This window comes from Methanobacterium sp., assembly GCF_038562635.1.
Lineage (GTDB): Archaea > Methanobacteriota > Methanobacteria > Methanobacteriales > Methanobacteriaceae > Methanobacterium_D.
The window spans coordinates 89,040-103,690 of sequence record NZ_JBCFBO010000003.1 but is presented as its reverse complement, the minus strand read 5'-3'; the positions used below and the strand labels follow the sequence as shown (position 1 = coordinate 103,690).

Annotated in this window: 16 protein-coding genes; 11 read left to right on the top strand and 5 right to left on the bottom strand. The window is 34.8% G+C overall.

Annotated elements, in window-relative coordinates:
• Window positions 1-243 precede the first annotated feature (243 nt).
• Genes AAGU07_RS15290 through AAGU07_RS15280 form a run of 3 tightly spaced genes read left to right on the top strand, consistent with a single transcriptional unit; the run spans window position 244 to window position 1,087 of the window.
• Complete coding sequence (locus tag AAGU07_RS15290; RefSeq protein WP_342459951.1) at window positions 244-651, top strand: hypothetical protein; 408 nt, start codon at window positions 244-246, stop codon at window positions 649-651.
• Window positions 652-692: 41 nt separating this feature from the next.
• Window positions 693-887 carry a hypothetical protein gene (locus AAGU07_RS15285; RefSeq protein ID WP_342459950.1) on the top strand — a complete coding sequence of 65 codons (195 nt, stop codon included), beginning with the start codon at window positions 693-695 and terminating at the stop codon, window positions 885-887.
• Window positions 884-1,087 (top strand): hypothetical protein, encoded by a 204-nt coding sequence (locus AAGU07_RS15280; RefSeq protein ID WP_342459949.1) that lies wholly within the window; start codon window positions 884-886, stop codon window positions 1,085-1,087. The genes AAGU07_RS15285 and AAGU07_RS15280 overlap by 4 nt, the downstream gene beginning before the upstream one ends.
• Window positions 1,088-1,252: 165 nt before the next feature.
• Here the strand turns inward: AAGU07_RS15280 and AAGU07_RS15275 are convergent, their stop codons facing one another.
• Window positions 1,253-3,079: a hypothetical protein gene (locus AAGU07_RS15275; protein ID WP_342459948.1), complete on the bottom strand. Its 1,827-nt coding sequence runs from the start codon at window positions 3,077-3,079 to the stop codon at window positions 1,253-1,255.
• Between the two features lie 550 nt (window positions 3,080-3,629).
• On the opposite strand from AAGU07_RS15275, the gene AAGU07_RS15270 reads away from it, so the two are divergent.
• Window positions 3,630-3,770 (top strand): hypothetical protein, encoded by a 141-nt coding sequence (locus AAGU07_RS15270; RefSeq protein WP_342459947.1) that lies wholly within the window; start codon window positions 3,630-3,632, stop codon window positions 3,768-3,770.
• A 105-nt stretch (window positions 3,771-3,875) separates the two neighbouring features.
• Here the strand turns inward: AAGU07_RS15270 and AAGU07_RS15265 are convergent, their stop codons facing one another.
• Window positions 3,876-4,049, bottom strand: coding sequence for a hypothetical protein (locus AAGU07_RS15265; protein WP_342459946.1), 174 nt, complete (start codon window positions 4,047-4,049; stop codon window positions 3,876-3,878).
• 242 nt (window positions 4,050-4,291) lie between these two features.
• On the opposite strand from AAGU07_RS15265, the gene AAGU07_RS15260 reads away from it, so the two are divergent.
• Window positions 4,292-4,795 carry a tetratricopeptide repeat protein gene (locus AAGU07_RS15260; RefSeq protein ID WP_342459945.1) on the top strand — a complete coding sequence of 168 codons (504 nt, stop codon included), beginning with the start codon at window positions 4,292-4,294 and terminating at the stop codon, window positions 4,793-4,795.
• Window positions 4,796-4,893: 98 nt separating this feature from the next.
• Here the strand turns inward: AAGU07_RS15260 and AAGU07_RS15255 are convergent, their stop codons facing one another.
• On the bottom strand, window positions 4,894-5,889 hold the full coding sequence (locus AAGU07_RS15255) for an aminopeptidase P family protein (RefSeq protein WP_342459944.1): 996 nt from the start codon (window positions 5,887-5,889) through the stop codon (window positions 4,894-4,896).
• Between the two features lie 98 nt (window positions 5,890-5,987).
• Window positions 5,988-6,440 (bottom strand): HIT family protein, encoded by a 453-nt coding sequence (locus tag AAGU07_RS15250; RefSeq protein WP_342459943.1) that lies wholly within the window; start codon window positions 6,438-6,440, stop codon window positions 5,988-5,990.
• 322 nt (window positions 6,441-6,762) lie between these two features.
• Here AAGU07_RS15250 and ercA point away from each other — a divergent pair, with 322 nt between their 5' ends.
• The 5 genes from ercA to AAGU07_RS15225 all read left to right on the top strand — a co-directional run bounded on the left by ercA (window position 6,763) and on the right by AAGU07_RS15225 (window position 12,682).
• Complete coding sequence (gene ercA / locus AAGU07_RS15245) at window positions 6,763-7,926, top strand: alcohol dehydrogenase-like regulatory protein ErcA (protein WP_342459942.1); 1,164 nt, start codon at window positions 6,763-6,765, stop codon at window positions 7,924-7,926.
• Between the two features lie 309 nt (window positions 7,927-8,235).
• Window positions 8,236-9,741, top strand: a complete 1,506-nt coding sequence (locus AAGU07_RS15240; RefSeq protein ID WP_342459941.1) for a PAS domain S-box protein — start codon at window positions 8,236-8,238, stop codon at window positions 9,739-9,741.
• Window positions 9,742-9,873: 132 nt separating this feature from the next.
• Window positions 9,874-10,476, top strand: a complete 603-nt coding sequence (locus AAGU07_RS15235; RefSeq protein WP_342459940.1) for a site-2 protease family protein — start codon at window positions 9,874-9,876, stop codon at window positions 10,474-10,476.
• Window positions 10,477-10,579: 103 nt separating this feature from the next.
• Entirely contained in the window at window positions 10,580-11,791 is a 1,212-nt protein-coding gene (locus tag AAGU07_RS15230; protein ID WP_342459939.1) for a YcaO-related McrA-glycine thioamidation protein, read from the top strand.
• 189 nt (window positions 11,792-11,980) lie between these two features.
• Window positions 11,981-12,682: an isoprenylcysteine carboxylmethyltransferase family protein gene (locus AAGU07_RS15225; protein WP_342459938.1), complete on the top strand. Its 702-nt coding sequence runs from the start codon at window positions 11,981-11,983 to the stop codon at window positions 12,680-12,682.
• Window positions 12,683-12,726: 44 nt separating this feature from the next.
• Here AAGU07_RS15225 and AAGU07_RS15220 read toward each other — a convergent pair whose 3' ends face one another.
• A complete protein-coding gene (locus AAGU07_RS15220) occupies window positions 12,727-13,539 on the bottom strand; it encodes a class I SAM-dependent methyltransferase (protein ID WP_342459937.1) in 813 nt (270 codons plus the stop codon).
• 381 nt (window positions 13,540-13,920) lie between these two features.
• Between AAGU07_RS15220 and AAGU07_RS15215 the strand changes: the two genes are divergently transcribed.
• Window positions 13,921-14,640: an isoprenylcysteine carboxylmethyltransferase family protein gene (locus AAGU07_RS15215; RefSeq protein WP_245837576.1), complete on the top strand. Its 720-nt coding sequence runs from the start codon at window positions 13,921-13,923 to the stop codon at window positions 14,638-14,640.
• The last annotated feature ends 11 nt before the right edge of the window (window positions 14,641-14,651 follow it).

The following is a 14,651-nucleotide window of genomic DNA, read 5'->3' as shown; positions in this document are numbered from 1 at the left end:
AAAAAATTATCTGAACTTATTTTAATTGCGCGTGCTTGCGTTGAAAAACAGAATCATCAAACACGAAGTTTTTGCACTCAAAACTACTGGTATTGGTGGATGTTTGAGGAATACCTTTTGATTTTTGCTTTTCAATCGAAAAACTCTCAAAATCTCGGATTTTTTTAAATTGTGATTTTTAATTAATAATATTTATTAATAATGAAAATAATTTAGTTATAATGTGGATTAAAGGTAATAATTATGGGATTTTTAAAATGTAAATCATGTGGAGGCTTTTACGAGCTTCAACCAGGAGAATCACCTGATCAATTTGAATCGTGCCACTGTGGTGGGGAACTGGAGTATTACAACTCTCGAGGACAGAAAAAAAAGTACGCGCCTATTCGTCATGGGGGAAGAAGCAGATCAAAATCATCTGCGGACTCTTTCATAATTGTCATGATTTTGGCGGGAATTGTTTTAATGGGTGTATTTCTCGTTTATCCATTTGTAATGATGTTTGGTGGTATGGTCTTTTTTGACTGGAAATTTAATGGGGGCCTTTCTGCTGGTGGATATGTAATTATTATTCTTCTCATGGGTCTTGTAGGTTCTGCAGTTTTTACAGGTTATCATCTGTTTAAAATAATATTAAGGGCTAATTCATGATAAAAAGCATTATATGCAAAAAATAAAAAAGATGGTTTAAAATGAAGACTTATAAAAATTTACAGCTTATAGGTTTTTTACTTTTTATATCCGGACTATTTGGGTTTTTATTGAGCTTATCATCTCTAAATAATAGTTCTTTTTTAAGTCCAGTAACTCTTGCTATGGGCACGATATTCATTATTGCAGGCATATGTGGGAATAAAAAAAACACTGCAACAGATATCTTTACGTGATAATCGTCGCAGCAGCTTTAGCAGTCATGTTATTTGGGGAGTACATCTTTGCCCCGGCACAAAATAGACTACTATTCTTCATATTTACAGTAATTTTGGCAATAGCACTCTCTGGAATGTCTTACTTCACTTTAACCCCTGAAAAACCTATACGAGACAAAAAAAGATCTTATCGTGGATTATATCAATTTTATTTATAGTAGCTTTTTATGGTCTAATAGCCATTGCTTACAATAATCATACGCGGGTACTTGTTTCTGGGGTTTGATAACGGTTATAGTTGTAATTTCGACATTAATTCGCAGAAAAAAAATCACATTCCACTCAATCAAAGAATTTAAAAAAAGAATTAAAATTGGAGATATTTATCTCCTTTTACTACTGCCTAATCCACTTAAAACCATTAAAACAGCCAGTATTAACCCTGCAAGCGGCATCCCTGTTTCCTGCATTCTTATTGTTTTTGTAGTTGAACTAACTGTGGGCACTGCTGAAACGTTAGTATGGGGGGTTGGTGCTGGTGTGGATAAACTAATTGGGTTACCTGTAACATCGTTTGGACTGTTTCCACTTATGCGGCTGAGGCTATCTGCAAAGAACCAGCCGTCATTGTAAAGTCCACCGCCATAAACTGCGGTGTTTCCGGTAATGGTTGAACTTTGCAGCTTTCCAATAGCACCATAGTAGTTGTAGATTCCCCCGCCCCTGCAATCATCACCTAACCTGCTGTTTCCAGAGATCTGTGAATTAATTATAACCAAACCGCTGCCGCAATTACAGATTCCACCACCAAGCCAGCCGTAGGTGTTTCCAGTGACTTGAGAATTAATTAAAGCTAAAGTATAACCGTTCCAGATCCCACCACCATAAGTGGCTGTGTTTCCAGAGACTGTTGAATCTTTTAATGTTAAAGTGGCGCCGTTATTGAAAATACCGCCTCCACGTTCTGCTTTTCCATTTCTGATTGTAAATCCGCTTATGGTGGGAGCACCGTCGTTAATGGTGATTACAGGACCTTTCTGCTGCCCATCTATAATAGTAGTGTCTTTACCTGCCCCTATAATGTTGATATTTCTGCTTACTACCAAATTTTCATAATAGGTTCCTGGAGCTACTGATATGGTGTCTCCGTCTAAGGCATTATTTATGGCATCCTGGATAGTGAAATAAAGGTTACCTGTCCGTAAATTGATGCAGGGAACTATTATGATGGAATTAAGGTAAACATTATCTGGAGTATTTCCATTTACACTGCTAATGTAATCAGAATAAACGCTGCCAAGATTGTAGATTCCCCCACCCGAATGAAAGAAACCTTCATATGCAGATAAGCTGTTTCCAGTGATCTGTGAATTTAATATGGTCACATTACCTTCATTGTAGATACCGGCACCTGCACAAAAAAATGAATAAGCTGCACTTAGTGTGTTTCCTGTTATTTGGGAGTTCTGTAATATTACATTACCCCTAAAATTGTGAATTCCACCACCAATAGAGCTACCCCCATTCCCTATATTTCCTGTTATTTGGGAGTTCTGTAATATTACGCTGCCGCCGTCATTGTAGATCCCGCCGCCCCTGTTATCAAGGCTTAACATACTGTTCCCGCTGACCTGCGAATTCTGCAAGGTTAAACTCCCTCGATTGTAGATTCCACCGCCAAAAGCAGTAGTTGTATCTGAAAATACTTTGTTTCCAGTAACGGTTGAATTTTGTAGGGTTAAACTCCCTCGATTGTAGATTCCACCGCCAGCTTGTGCTTTTCCATTTGTAATTGTAAATCCCGTTATAGTAACAGTTACACCCGGAGTTATGGTGATTACACTGCCCATCTGCCGTCCATTTATAATAGTAACATCTTTACCAGCACCAATTAGGTTGATACTCCTGTCTATTATCAGGTTTTCATAGTAAGTCCCTGCTTCTGCTGTTATGGTGTCTCCACTTGCAGCATCATTTATAGCTGCCTGGAGACTGGTGTAATGTGTCCCTGTCCGCGTGTTAGTGGGGTCTGGAAGTATATAGTTTCCATTTGATCCATTATTTGTGGTGTTTTCCTGTGTGTAGTTTGTTTCATTACTGGTAATATTATCTGCTGCAAAAGAAGAACCTGAAAAAACAAATACTGCGCTTAAAAATAGTAAGCATAATATAATTCCTTTTAAAACCTCATTATGGGCTTTAGCTCCCATTTATAATCCCCCTGTATGTATTTAAAATATTACTGTTTGTTATAGTATTTTCCCATCTATAAATAGTTATTCACTCTAAAATCCCTCAAAATCCTCAAAAAATTCATAGAATTTTTTTTGACTGTCAAACGCGAAGCGTTTGAGCATTGGAAATCAAAGATTTCCAAAGGTTAGAAAATACGTAGTATTTTCTAAAATTCGAAGAATTTTGGGGCATGTAAAAACCGAAGGTTTTTACGGTTGTGAAGCTCTGCTACACAAACATCGAAAATCGTAGATTTTCGAATGCTCTGATAAATCAAAGATTTTAGGTTTTTGAAAATTGAAAATTTTCGCATGTTTGAAAAACTGAAAGTTTTTCAACTGCAAAAATAAAGGTTTTTGCAGGTCGGATGAAATGTAATTTCCTCGACCACGAATGCTCCGCATTTGAGGGCCCCAAAATTTACAATTTTTGAGGGATTTTAAAGATATGAATAATATAAATAAAATAAAGTCCTAAAGTATTAATTGAATTGAGTCATAAAAAAACATGTTTGGGGAAATTGGTATGGTTAAAAAATTGGCGGTATGTGATAACTGCGATTATAAAGGCGTTGCAGATGTAATCGAAATGGAAGACAGCGACGACAAATACTGGGACTGTCCAAACTGCAAAAAACGGCACATAAACGAAGGGACCGTTATTTAAGGAAAATAATGGAAATTATTGGACTTGAAAAATTAAATATCTGCAGTAATAGTTTTTAAGGGGAACTGCTTTTTTTTATTTTAAAAATATGGAATTTATGGCATCTCATTTGTTTATGAATTTAAAAAATATGACCAGATACACCAGAAAAATTCCGATATTAACAAACAGCCTTTCCCAGAATAAATGCCTGAGGAACAGGAGATCTACGGCAAATAGGATAATAGCAAAGATCACGACTGATGCTATATTCATAGCTGTTGGTTTAACCTTTTTCATATTTTCTTATATTTGCCGAAATTGTATTTAATTTCATGGTTTATTTCAAACGCTCCTCTAGCACTCCTCTGCGTTCACATTTATTAATGACTTCTTCAGGGGACTAGCAGGTTGGAGTTCATAGTATCCGCCACATTTATCTCAAAGAAGATAAAACATTAAATCACTACTTTATGTATATAATACTTAATTTTAGTTACTATCATCATAAAATTAAGAGATTCAAATTAAGGGATGATGAAATGGGTTGGATATACTGTCCTAACTGTAAAAATAAGATAAGTGCAAAATCAACGAGATGTTACTACTGCGGACATCAAATTAAAGAGGATCACTATCAAAAAGCAATTAAAGCTTTAAATAACAGGTTTTTTTACTTGCAAGTATTGGGTGGAATTGTTGTAATTATTGCATTTATACCAATGCTTCTCCAGTCCCACTTTCGTTATATCTGGCTGTTTGTTTTATTCATAATATTTTTAGCAGGTTATCTTTTCGCTTACATATTTGCACGTAAATTTGAGGATAAAAAGCAGAAAGTGGATTTGAATAAATGGCTCATTAAGAAAACGTCAGGAAGTACTGTTTTCACAGCAGAAGAAGTATACTATTACAAAGGTAAGACTAACCAGCAGCTCCACCAGTACGGTGAAGCGTTACAGTGTTATAATAGATCCCTTGAATTAAACCCTGACTTTGAACCTGCAAAAGAAGCAAAAAAAGAAGTTGAAGAGATTATCAACTAATATAAAATCATTGATTTATTCAAAAATTAGAATATAAAAATAATAATCAAATCATGATCATATCATGATTTCATTTTTTCGTAATGCATTATTTGGTTTTAAACATTTATTTTGGCATCAATCTTGTTTAAAACATGCCCCTTATTTGTCACGTATACCATGTCCTCAATTCTCACGCCGAAGTCATCTTTCAGGTAAATACCAGGCTCTACAGTTAGGACCATACCTTTTTCAATCACTGTCTCGTCGCGTTTAGATAAAGACGGGCTTTCGTGCACTTCAAGCCCTACACTGTGGCCGGTTGAGTGTATAAATGATTCGCCGTAGCCGTACTCTGTAATCACGTCTCTTGCAGCTTTATCTACTTCACAAGCTTTTACGCCGGGTTTTATGACAGCAATTGCACTTTTCTGGGCTTCAAGCACTATGTCAAATATTTCCTCATGTCGTTCAGTTTCTATAATTGTTCTTGTGGTATCTGAACAGTAATTGTTGTAAAGGGCGCCCCAATCGATTACTATGGGTCTTTCCAGTTTATTCATGGACACATCGGCATGTGGAAGTGAAGAACGTTTCCCCGACGCGACGATGGTATCAAAAGAAGCTTTTTTGGCACCGTTAAGCCTCATATTATATTCTATCTCGGCCCCAATTTCGTTCTCGGTTTTACTGTCATCAAATTCAGTACTTTTAAATGCCTTCTCAGCAATTTCAAGTGCTTTTTCAATGTTTTTCAGTTCTTCACTTGTTTTCACGCTTCTCATTTGCTCAACAATACCTGTGATTTTTGTTTCAAATGCAGCGTTTTTTTTCAGCCTCTCAAATGTCTGAATGTTCATGGAGCTTTCAAGCCCAATGACGCCATTTAATGATTTTTTAAGTTCTTTTAGTGGTTTAAGCTCTTCAACAGGGATTTTTGAATTTAAGAGGGCATCTTCCATGTCCATCTGGTTGGTTAAAAGTACAGGCTCATCTTTTACCACCAAAATTGACGCTGCCGATGGCATGAATCTGGCTAAATAGTTTATATTATTGGGGTTTAATATGAGTAGTGTATCTATGTTTTCTTTCTGCATCTGGTCAATTATTTTCATGATTTTTCCTCAAAAATGTTGTTTTTTGGTTTGGAATTTATATATTCCTTACGCAGACTTTATTTTCGTGGTTCCAGAAACTGAGTTAATTTTTAAATTTATAAGTTTCCTTTAATTGCGTCCATAAGCTTTGCCATGATATCTTCAGGTATTTTCCTTTCTATCGGCTGGGGAATATATCCAAAATCCGGGTCTTCAAAAGTTATACCTTCAAATTCCACATTGTGGGCATAACGAGGTATGAAGTGCCAGTGAATTTCAGGGCTGGGTGGATCCTCCCTGTATGCTTTATTCATGAAGCAGCTCCAGTTAAAAAGTGTAGGAGTGAATGTTTTGGTTAAAGTGGTCTCTAATTTTTCTACAATTTCCCTAAATTCATCCCATTCATCACTTTCCAGGTCGCTTAATTTATTACATTGTCTTTTAAGCACAACTACTCCTGTTCCAAGGAATCTCTGGCTTGGAGCAAGGAAAATCATCCAGTGTTCTGTTTCATAAATTAAATTTCCATAAGCACCAGGTATTTGACAGTATTCACATTTAACTTCCATTTTTATACCCTTTTTAAACATTAAAAATAATTTATGTAGATTAATAATTATCTCTTTATATTTATTTAAATTCTTCCCTTTTAATTATAGGAATATGGACTGTCTGGACGTTATTATAGTATTAACTGCTGTTTTTTATAATTTATAGCTAAAATAATCCTATTTATTAATAAATTGTGGCCTGTAATGTGTAATTTTTAAATATGTGAAAAAATACAGAAAATTATAGAGAATAATGATTATTTAAGCATTGATTAATTTGATGGTTTGTTTAGGCAGCTTAAGGGATTTAAAGTAATTATCAAGCTAAAAGAGGCAGATTATGGATATTCAAAATATGGAACTTCGAAAATTTGTTGCTCCGGAACTGGTATTTGGTTTAGATGCTCGACTTTTAGCTGGCAGATACGCTAAAAACTTCGGAGCCCAGAAGGTTTTGATAGTTTCAGATCCTGGAATTATCAATGCAGGATGGCTGGATGAAATACTACATGTTTTAGAAAGTGAAGGACTTCCATATGAAATTTATAAAGATGTAACGCCTAATTCAAAGGAAAAAGATGTAATAAAAGGATCCAAATTGTATAAAAATGAAGAATGCAATGCTATAGTTGCATTAGGTGGCGGTAGTACCTTAGATTGTGCTAAAGGCATTGGAATTGTAAGTTCTAATAATAAAAACATACTTGAATTTGAAGGTGTGGATAAAGTTCATAACCCCATACCTCCTTTAATTTGTATACCCACCACTGCAGGGTCATCAGCAGATGTTTCACAGTTTGCAGTAATTATGGATCAAAAAAGAAAAGTAAAGATATCAATTATCAGTAAAGCAGTAGTTCCAGATGTTGCTTTGATTGATCCAATCACCACAACGACTATGGATAACTATTTGACAGCTTGTACGGGTTTAGATGCGTTAACTCATGCTATTGAAGCTTATGTTTCCAATGCAAGTTCTCCACTTACCGATACCCATGCTTTAAATGCAATACGCCTTATATGGTCAAGTTTAGCAAAAATAATTCACAATCCTAATGATCTTGGGCTGCGTGGAAATATGATGCTTGGGAGTTTGGAAGCAGGACTGGCATTTTCAAATGCGAGTCTGGGAGCTGTCCATGCGATGGCACATAGTTTAGGTGGTTTTTTAGATTTGTCTCATGGAGAATGCAATGCAGTTCTTTTAGACCATGTTGTTGATTTTAATTTTGATGCAGAACCCCTGAGGTATCAGCATATAGGTGAGATGATGGGAATTAATTTCAGCAGAATGACTAAAATCGAGAAAAAAACAGCAGTTATACATAAATTAAAGCATTTAAAAGAATCGATTGGGATTGATCATACACTTAGACAAATAGGAGTCAAAGAAAGCGATATTCCGCAACTTTCAAAAAATGCAATGGAAGATTCATGTATTGTAACTAACCCCCGTAGGCCAGATCAGGAAGATATGGTGGAGATATTTAAAAATGCACTTTAATTTGAATGATTGAATATATGTTAAATACCATGAATCCCGATTAAATATTATTAAAATTAACTCTTTAAGTAGGGGAGATGTGTAAATGCATTTTAATTGGGATTAGACTCTTAAATTAATTGAAGCGCATTAAATTCATGATTAAATATTAGAATTAACTTTTTAAGTAAGGAAGATGTGTAAATGTACTTTGATTCGATGATTAAACATGCAGAAATTAACTTTTTAAGTAAGGAAGATGTGTAAATGTACTTTGATTCGATGATTAAACATGCAGAAATTAATTCTTTAAATAGTGGAGATATGTAAATGCCCTCTGATGCTTCTGATAATTGGGATTCACTGCGTGAGAAAATAATTGGCCTTGGAGAACGTTCAGTTCATAAAAGTTACTACCCTGAACTTCAACAACAAATAGCTGAATTAAAACGTTTTAAAGCTCTTTTAGATCAAAGCAACGATGCTATTTTCCTTTTGGAAATGCCTTCATGTTTAATTGCTGATGTAAATAAATCTGCACTGGATCAGCTCGGATATACTCAAAGTGAACTACTTAATATGTCCATAAATGATTTTATAATCCCCTGGGAAGTAAATCAGATGGAAAAAATATTTTCTGATTTAATGAAAAATAGGGGAGCCTCAGATAGGAGAAACGTTATTGCAACGTTTTTAAAAAGCAGCATGGTGGAAATACCTGCAGAAATCAGCATAAGCCTGGTTGAATTTGGGAATAATTTTTACGCGGTGATGGTTGCCAGGGATATAACTGAACGTATGGAAGCTGAAAGAGCACTAATGCAGAGTGAAGAGAAATATAGGGCATTATTTGAATATTCTCCAGACTTTATTATACTTATAACTCCTGATGGGGAAATTATTGATATCAACAAATCAACTAAATCATTTATTAATCTATCTAAGGACGAGCTTATCGGTAAATCCATTTTGAAATTGGGGGTGCTGTTTGAAGAAGATATTAGAGATTTTATGGAGATTGGCCATGAATTAATGAATGGAGAATTTGTTGAACCCTTTGAGTTTAAGGTAATTGATAGAAATGGTCAAATTTGCTGGATGGAGGCTCATATTTCGCTGTTAAGGAAAAACAGGGGTAACACTTCAATTCAGGTAATTTTGCATAATATTACGAAGCGTAAAACCTATGAAAAACAGATTAAACAATCCTTAAATGAAAAAGAGGTACTTTTAAAGGAAATCCACCACAGGGTTAAAAATAACCTGCAGATAATAAGTTCTCTTTTGAACCTCCAATCAAGATATATTGAAGATGAAAATGCTCTGGGTGTATTTAAGGAAAGTCAAAATCGTATTAAATCAATGGCACTTATCCATGAAAAATTGTATCAATCTGAGGATCTGACAAAGATAGACTTTGCAGAATACATAAGGAGTCTAACTTTTCACCTGTTCCGCTCATACTCCATTGATCAAAGTGCTGTAAAACTTTCCATAAATTTTGAAGGTGTTCTATTTGATATTGACACCTCAATTCCATGCGGGTTAATTATAAACGAGCTCATATCCAACAGCTTAAAATATGCTTTCCCTAATGGTAGAAAAGGCAAAATCAGTGTAGATCTTCAGTTAGATCAGGGAAAATGTGTACTTATCATCAGCGATGATGGTGTTGGGTTCCCTGAAGGCTTAAATTTCAATAATACAGAAACACTGGGGTTAAGGTTGGTCAATATTTTAGTTAGCCAGATTAATGGTGTTATCACACTTGATAAATGTGGGGGAACTTCTTTTAAAATAGAGTTTACAAAATTGGCGTATAAAGAAAGGATTTAAGCAAATATTTTAATTAAGGTGATATTGTCTCTATTTTTTAAGGATTTAAACGTTATTTTTAATTTAAGGTAAAAATATTAAATTTTGGACGCGGTAGAAAGTATTTTATATATTAAATTACATTCAGTAAATATGGTAAAATTCACAGCAAGAGAGATCAGAGATATTATAATTTCACTGCTTGTCATATCACTTGCATTTGATTACATAATAAATGGGCGCGATCTAGACGCTACAATCGCTAACTTTGGGTATATGGTGGTTGTAGTTGGGTTTGGATTTGTGCTACATGAATTAGCTCATAAATTCACTGCTATAAGATACGGCTACTGGGCAGAATATAAAATGTGGTTCCAGGGTTTAATCCTAGCTTTAATTACATCATACTTTGGATTTGTATTTGCAGCGCCGGGGGCAGTCTATATCCACGGATATAATATTAAAAAAGCAGAAAATGGTGTAATATCCCTTGCAGGACCTGCTACTAATATAATACTTGCAGTACTGTTTTTAATGGCCATGCCTTTAGCTGCACAATATAATCTTTTAGGTCTGGCTGTTCTGGGAGCTACAATAAACAGCTTTTTAGCAGTTTTCAATTTGATACCCCTTGTTGTACTTGACGGAGCTAAAATTTTCAGGTGGAACCCTTTAATATGGATAGCTTCAATGGTACTGGCGTTAATACTGCTGGCCTATTCATTATTTGGTGTCCATATCTTCAGCATGCTTTAAATAATTTTTAATATTTAAAACAGCAAATATTTCAAGATAAGAAACACTTAATGAATTTTAGATAAAATAAAATTTTGAATATGAACTATTTACAAGTGATGCTATGTTTAAAGAAGTTCCAGTAACATATTTCGGATGTACACACCGGGCAATGCCTCCAGAAGAAACTATAAACTGGGTAAAAGGTAAATTAAAAGCTGCAGGGGTAACAAGGGTGGCTGAAATAACTCACCTTGATAGAATTGGGATACCTGTTTATTCTGCAATAAGGCCGTCAGCTGCAGAGGGTGCTGTAAGTATCTACGCCGGAAAAGGAGCTACAAAAGACCAGGCTAAAGCATCAGCCATGATGGAAGCTTTTGAGAGGTATTCTGCAGAGCTCTCAGAAGATGACATAAAAAATAATTTAATTTCAGCATGTTTTGGAGAAATGGATGGATGCATGGATCCTGAATCACTTATACTTCCAAATTTGCCCTTTGATATGCAGGAAAAAGAATTAAACTGGGTAAAGTCAGTAAATATAAGGAACGATAAAGAATATCTGGTGCCGGCTAATTCTGTATTTCACCCGTATGTCACTTCAAATGACACCAGCCTATTTAAATCAAATACAAATGGGCTTGCATCTGGAAATAGGGTAGAAGAAGCTATATTTCATGGTATGATGGAAGTTATTGAACGGGACGCATGGAGCATATTTGAAACTAAACGAAAAAAAGCGGTTGAAATAGACTTTGAATCCATTGAAAATCCGCTTATCAAGGAACTCCTTGACAAATTCAAAAAAGAGGGGGTCGATGTTAAGCTTGTAAATTTAACATCGGATATTGAAGCGGCCACAATCGCGGCAGTTTCAGATGACACTGTTTTAAAAGACCCTGCATTACTCACACTTGGTGTTGGAACCCATTTAGACCCTGAAATAGCAGCTATGAGGGCGTTGACTGAAGTGGCCCAGAGCCGCGCCACCCAGATTCACGGTACAAGAGAAGATACCACTAGGGCAGTTTTCATGAGAAAAGCCGGCTACGAGCGGATGAAGCGGATGAATAAGCACTGGTTCGGTGAATCTGAAGAAGTCATTGATTTGAGTGAGATCAAAAACCATGCTGGAAAATCTTTCAAGGAAGATATTGAAACATCCATGAAACTTTTAGAAAAAGTAGGGTTTAAGGATGTTTTATTTGTGGATCTTACCCGGGAAGAGATTGAAATTCCTGTTGTAAGGGTTATAATTCCAGGTTTAGAAGTTTATTCTATTGATACCACACGTGTTGGAAAGAGGCTCAGGCAAAGGGCAAAAGCCAATTAAAACAGCATTTGCCAACTTTATTTCTTATTTTATGCTTTAAAATTTCTTATTATAAAAATTTAAAGGATTTTTTATCTAAAATTTCCTCATTTTTTATTTATCATCGGCGGGATATATGAAAAAATATTTAGTTTATATTACTTAATAGTAAACTGTTGTACTTATTTTTAATTTGAATGGTAGGTTTAGATGGCAGCCCAAAACAATAAGATCAGTACAGGTCAAATGATCTTTTCAGTTATTTGGATTCTTTTACTTCCAGCACTGTTTCTTATTCTTGCTGGAGACTGGTTCTGGATTCAAGGATGGCTTTTTAATATATGGTATATTGTACTGGGTTTTTCAACTGTTATTTATCTATATTTTAAAGACCCAGGATTACTCCTTGAAAGACTTAGAAAGCCTGGAACAGGCGGAGAAAAGGGATGGGATAAATACTGGCTTTTTATATTTTTAATCCTGTTTATGATCTGGTTTGTAATCATGCCTTTAGATGCTAAAAGATATTTATGGACCATTAACTTCCCCTTGTGGCTGGAGGTTATTGGGGGAATCTTATTATTAATTGGGTTTTACTTTACATTTCGGGCTTTGGCTGATAATCCATATGCATCGGCTGAAGTTAGAATACAAACCGAACGGAAGCAGAAAGTTGTTTCAACGGGAGTTTATGGATTTGTAAGGCATCCTATGTACCTTGGGGGAATATTATATTTGATAGGGGCGCCTTTGCTTTTGGGCTCTAAATATGGGCTTTTGCTTGGTATATTAATGGCAATTTTTATTGTGGTAATGATAGTTGGAGAAGAAAAAGCGTTAATTGGAGAATTAGAGGGTTATGGGGAGTATATGAAAAGAGTTAAATATCGGTTGATTCCGTTCATCTGGTGATAAATAAGAAATGAATGTTTAGACCTAAAAATTAGTTATAATTATTAGTTAATTCTATAAATTAACAATCTATGTGCTTTTTTAGCCATTGAAAATAAATTTGCCAGTTTATACATGGTCCTTGTTAGACTATCTAAATTTTTGACTTCATCATTTGATGTGAAATACTGTTCTTCAATGAACTGGATCCCTGCTCCCCAACTGGTAAGTTCTTTGGGATCATCAATGCCCCAATGAATTACTGCGCCGGTTTTTTTTATTGACGGCTGATTTTTTACTTTTTTTGCTGTATAAGTGTTAAATGCGTCAAAAATTAAGGTATAACTGCCAATTCTGTTTTTAATGTCAGTAAGCAGTGTCTTAATTTCGTTTTCTTTAAGGTACATCAACAGGCCTTCAGCTATAATTATATAATGTTTTTTACCTGCAGGTATTTTTTCTAACCATTCATGTTCAGTAACAGAAGAAGCAATTAAATGGTAATTATGGGATTCTTTGTAAAAATGCCTGCGGATATCAATAACATCTTTAAAATCAACATCGTACCAGTCAACATTGTTATTTTTGATTCTGTTGTACCTGCTGTCAAGTCCACAACCTAGATGCAGAGCGGCGTTTTCATCATTATTTGAGAGAAAATCTTTAACGAAGTTATCAATGAGTTTTGCCCTTAAACACATCATCGTGTTTGTCTTTTCAGGAATTTTGAGTGATTTGAAATTATAATCTATTTGATTTACAATTTCAACTGCTTTTTTGTCAACAAGTATAGGATGTTTTTTCCTGCTTTCCTTTGCTTTCCCAAATAGTGGGATAAGTAAAGTTTCTTTTTCTTCGGTTAAAGTGATTTTATCCATGTAATAACTCTCAAAAATGTTATTTACAATTAATTGAAATTTTCTTAGAAAAGTATATAAAATTTGTTATATAGGCCTGCAAATTTTTTTAATTATCACGTAATATTTTGCAGCTGCTAAAATAATGTAATATGAGTTTTAGGGGCTATTTTTTCCTAAAAATAATTTTATTCAATTTTATTTATTAAATGAGTATTTATTAAACTTAAAAACTGCTAAACGAATTCTGCTTTTATATATCCATTTCTATAATCACAGGTGTGTTTATTAACTTATGAAAAAATATTTAATGATGTATTAATAAATACTATAATGAGTATTAAAAATTGATAGTCTGAAAATTTGAATAAAAGGTTATAAAAGTTATATGGAGACGTTTTAGTGGATACTGAAAAGAATTATGAGGACTTTACAGTGGATGACGGAAAAAAAGAAATTATAACGCAAACTATTTCTCTTTGTATATGGTTCGCATTTATTCTTTTCCTTTCAGGGAACTGGTTCTGGATTGGAGGCTGGATCTTTGCTCTGTGGTTTATTGGACTTACACTGGCAAGGAATATTTATTTACGCAGCAAAGACCCAGAATTACTTAAAGAAAGATCTATGAAACCGGGAACAGGCAATCAGAAAGGGTGGGATAGATATCTCATGTACATAATTGGAGCGATCTTTATAACATGGTTCTTAATCATGCCCCTGGATGCTCAAAGATTTGCATGGACTACTAACTTTCCAGTATGGCTGCAGGTTGTTGGCGGAATCTTACTTTTAATATCATTCTTTTTCTCATACAGGGCGTATACAGACAACACTTTCTTATCACCTCTAGTCAGGATACAAACAGAACGGAAGCAGAAGGTTGTTTCAACTGGAGTTTATGGATTTGTAAGGCATCCTCTGTATTTAGGAGATGTACTGTTCTTTATAGGGACCCCCCTTCTTTTAGGTTCTAAATATGGACTTATACTTGGCGTGGTGATGCTTTTCATCATTGCAGTGAGGATCGTTGGGGAAGAAAAGATGCTGGTTGAAGATCTGGAAGGATACTCTGACTACCAGAATAAAGTAAAAAGCAGGCTTATTCCATTTTTATGGTAAGTCTCAAATTA

What these genes read in the sequence shown, in the direction of transcription:
- ercA (WP_342459942.1), top strand. Translation starts at nt 6,763, where the DNA reads ATGGATATTCAAAATATGGAACTTCGAAAATTTGTTGCTCCGGAACTG.
- AAGU07_RS15240 (WP_342459941.1), top strand. Translation starts at nt 8,236, where the DNA reads ATGCCCTCTGATGCTTCTGATAATTGGGATTCACTGCGTGAGAAAATA.
- AAGU07_RS15230 (WP_342459939.1), top strand. Translation starts at nt 10,580, where the DNA reads ATGTTTAAAGAAGTTCCAGTAACATATTTCGGATGTACACACCGGGCA.
- AAGU07_RS15235 (WP_342459940.1), top strand. Translation starts at nt 9,874, where the DNA reads ATGGTAAAATTCACAGCAAGAGAGATCAGAGATATTATAATTTCACTG.
- AAGU07_RS15250 (WP_342459943.1), bottom strand. Translation starts at nt 6,440, where the DNA reads ATGGAAGTTAAATGTGAATACTGTCAAATACCTGGTGCTTATGGAAAT.
- AAGU07_RS15220 (WP_342459937.1), bottom strand. Translation starts at nt 13,539, where the DNA reads ATGGATAAAATCACTTTAACCGAAGAAAAAGAAACTTTACTTATCCCA.
- AAGU07_RS15265 (WP_342459946.1), bottom strand. Translation starts at nt 4,049, where the DNA reads ATGAAAAAGGTTAAACCAACAGCTATGAATATAGCATCAGTCGTGATC.
- AAGU07_RS15225 (WP_342459938.1), top strand. Translation starts at nt 11,981, where the DNA reads ATGGCAGCCCAAAACAATAAGATCAGTACAGGTCAAATGATCTTTTCA.
- AAGU07_RS15285 (WP_342459950.1), top strand. Translation starts at nt 693, where the DNA reads ATGAAGACTTATAAAAATTTACAGCTTATAGGTTTTTTACTTTTTATA.
- AAGU07_RS15270 (WP_342459947.1), top strand. Translation starts at nt 3,630, where the DNA reads ATGGTTAAAAAATTGGCGGTATGTGATAACTGCGATTATAAAGGCGTT.
- AAGU07_RS15255 (WP_342459944.1), bottom strand. Translation starts at nt 5,889, where the DNA reads ATGAAAATAATTGACCAGATGCAGAAAGAAAACATAGATACACTACTC.
- AAGU07_RS15290 (WP_342459951.1), top strand. Translation starts at nt 244, where the DNA reads ATGGGATTTTTAAAATGTAAATCATGTGGAGGCTTTTACGAGCTTCAA.
- AAGU07_RS15275 (WP_342459948.1), bottom strand. Translation starts at nt 3,079, where the DNA reads ATGGGAGCTAAAGCCCATAATGAGGTTTTAAAAGGAATTATATTATGC.
- AAGU07_RS15260 (WP_342459945.1), top strand. Translation starts at nt 4,292, where the DNA reads ATGGGTTGGATATACTGTCCTAACTGTAAAAATAAGATAAGTGCAAAA.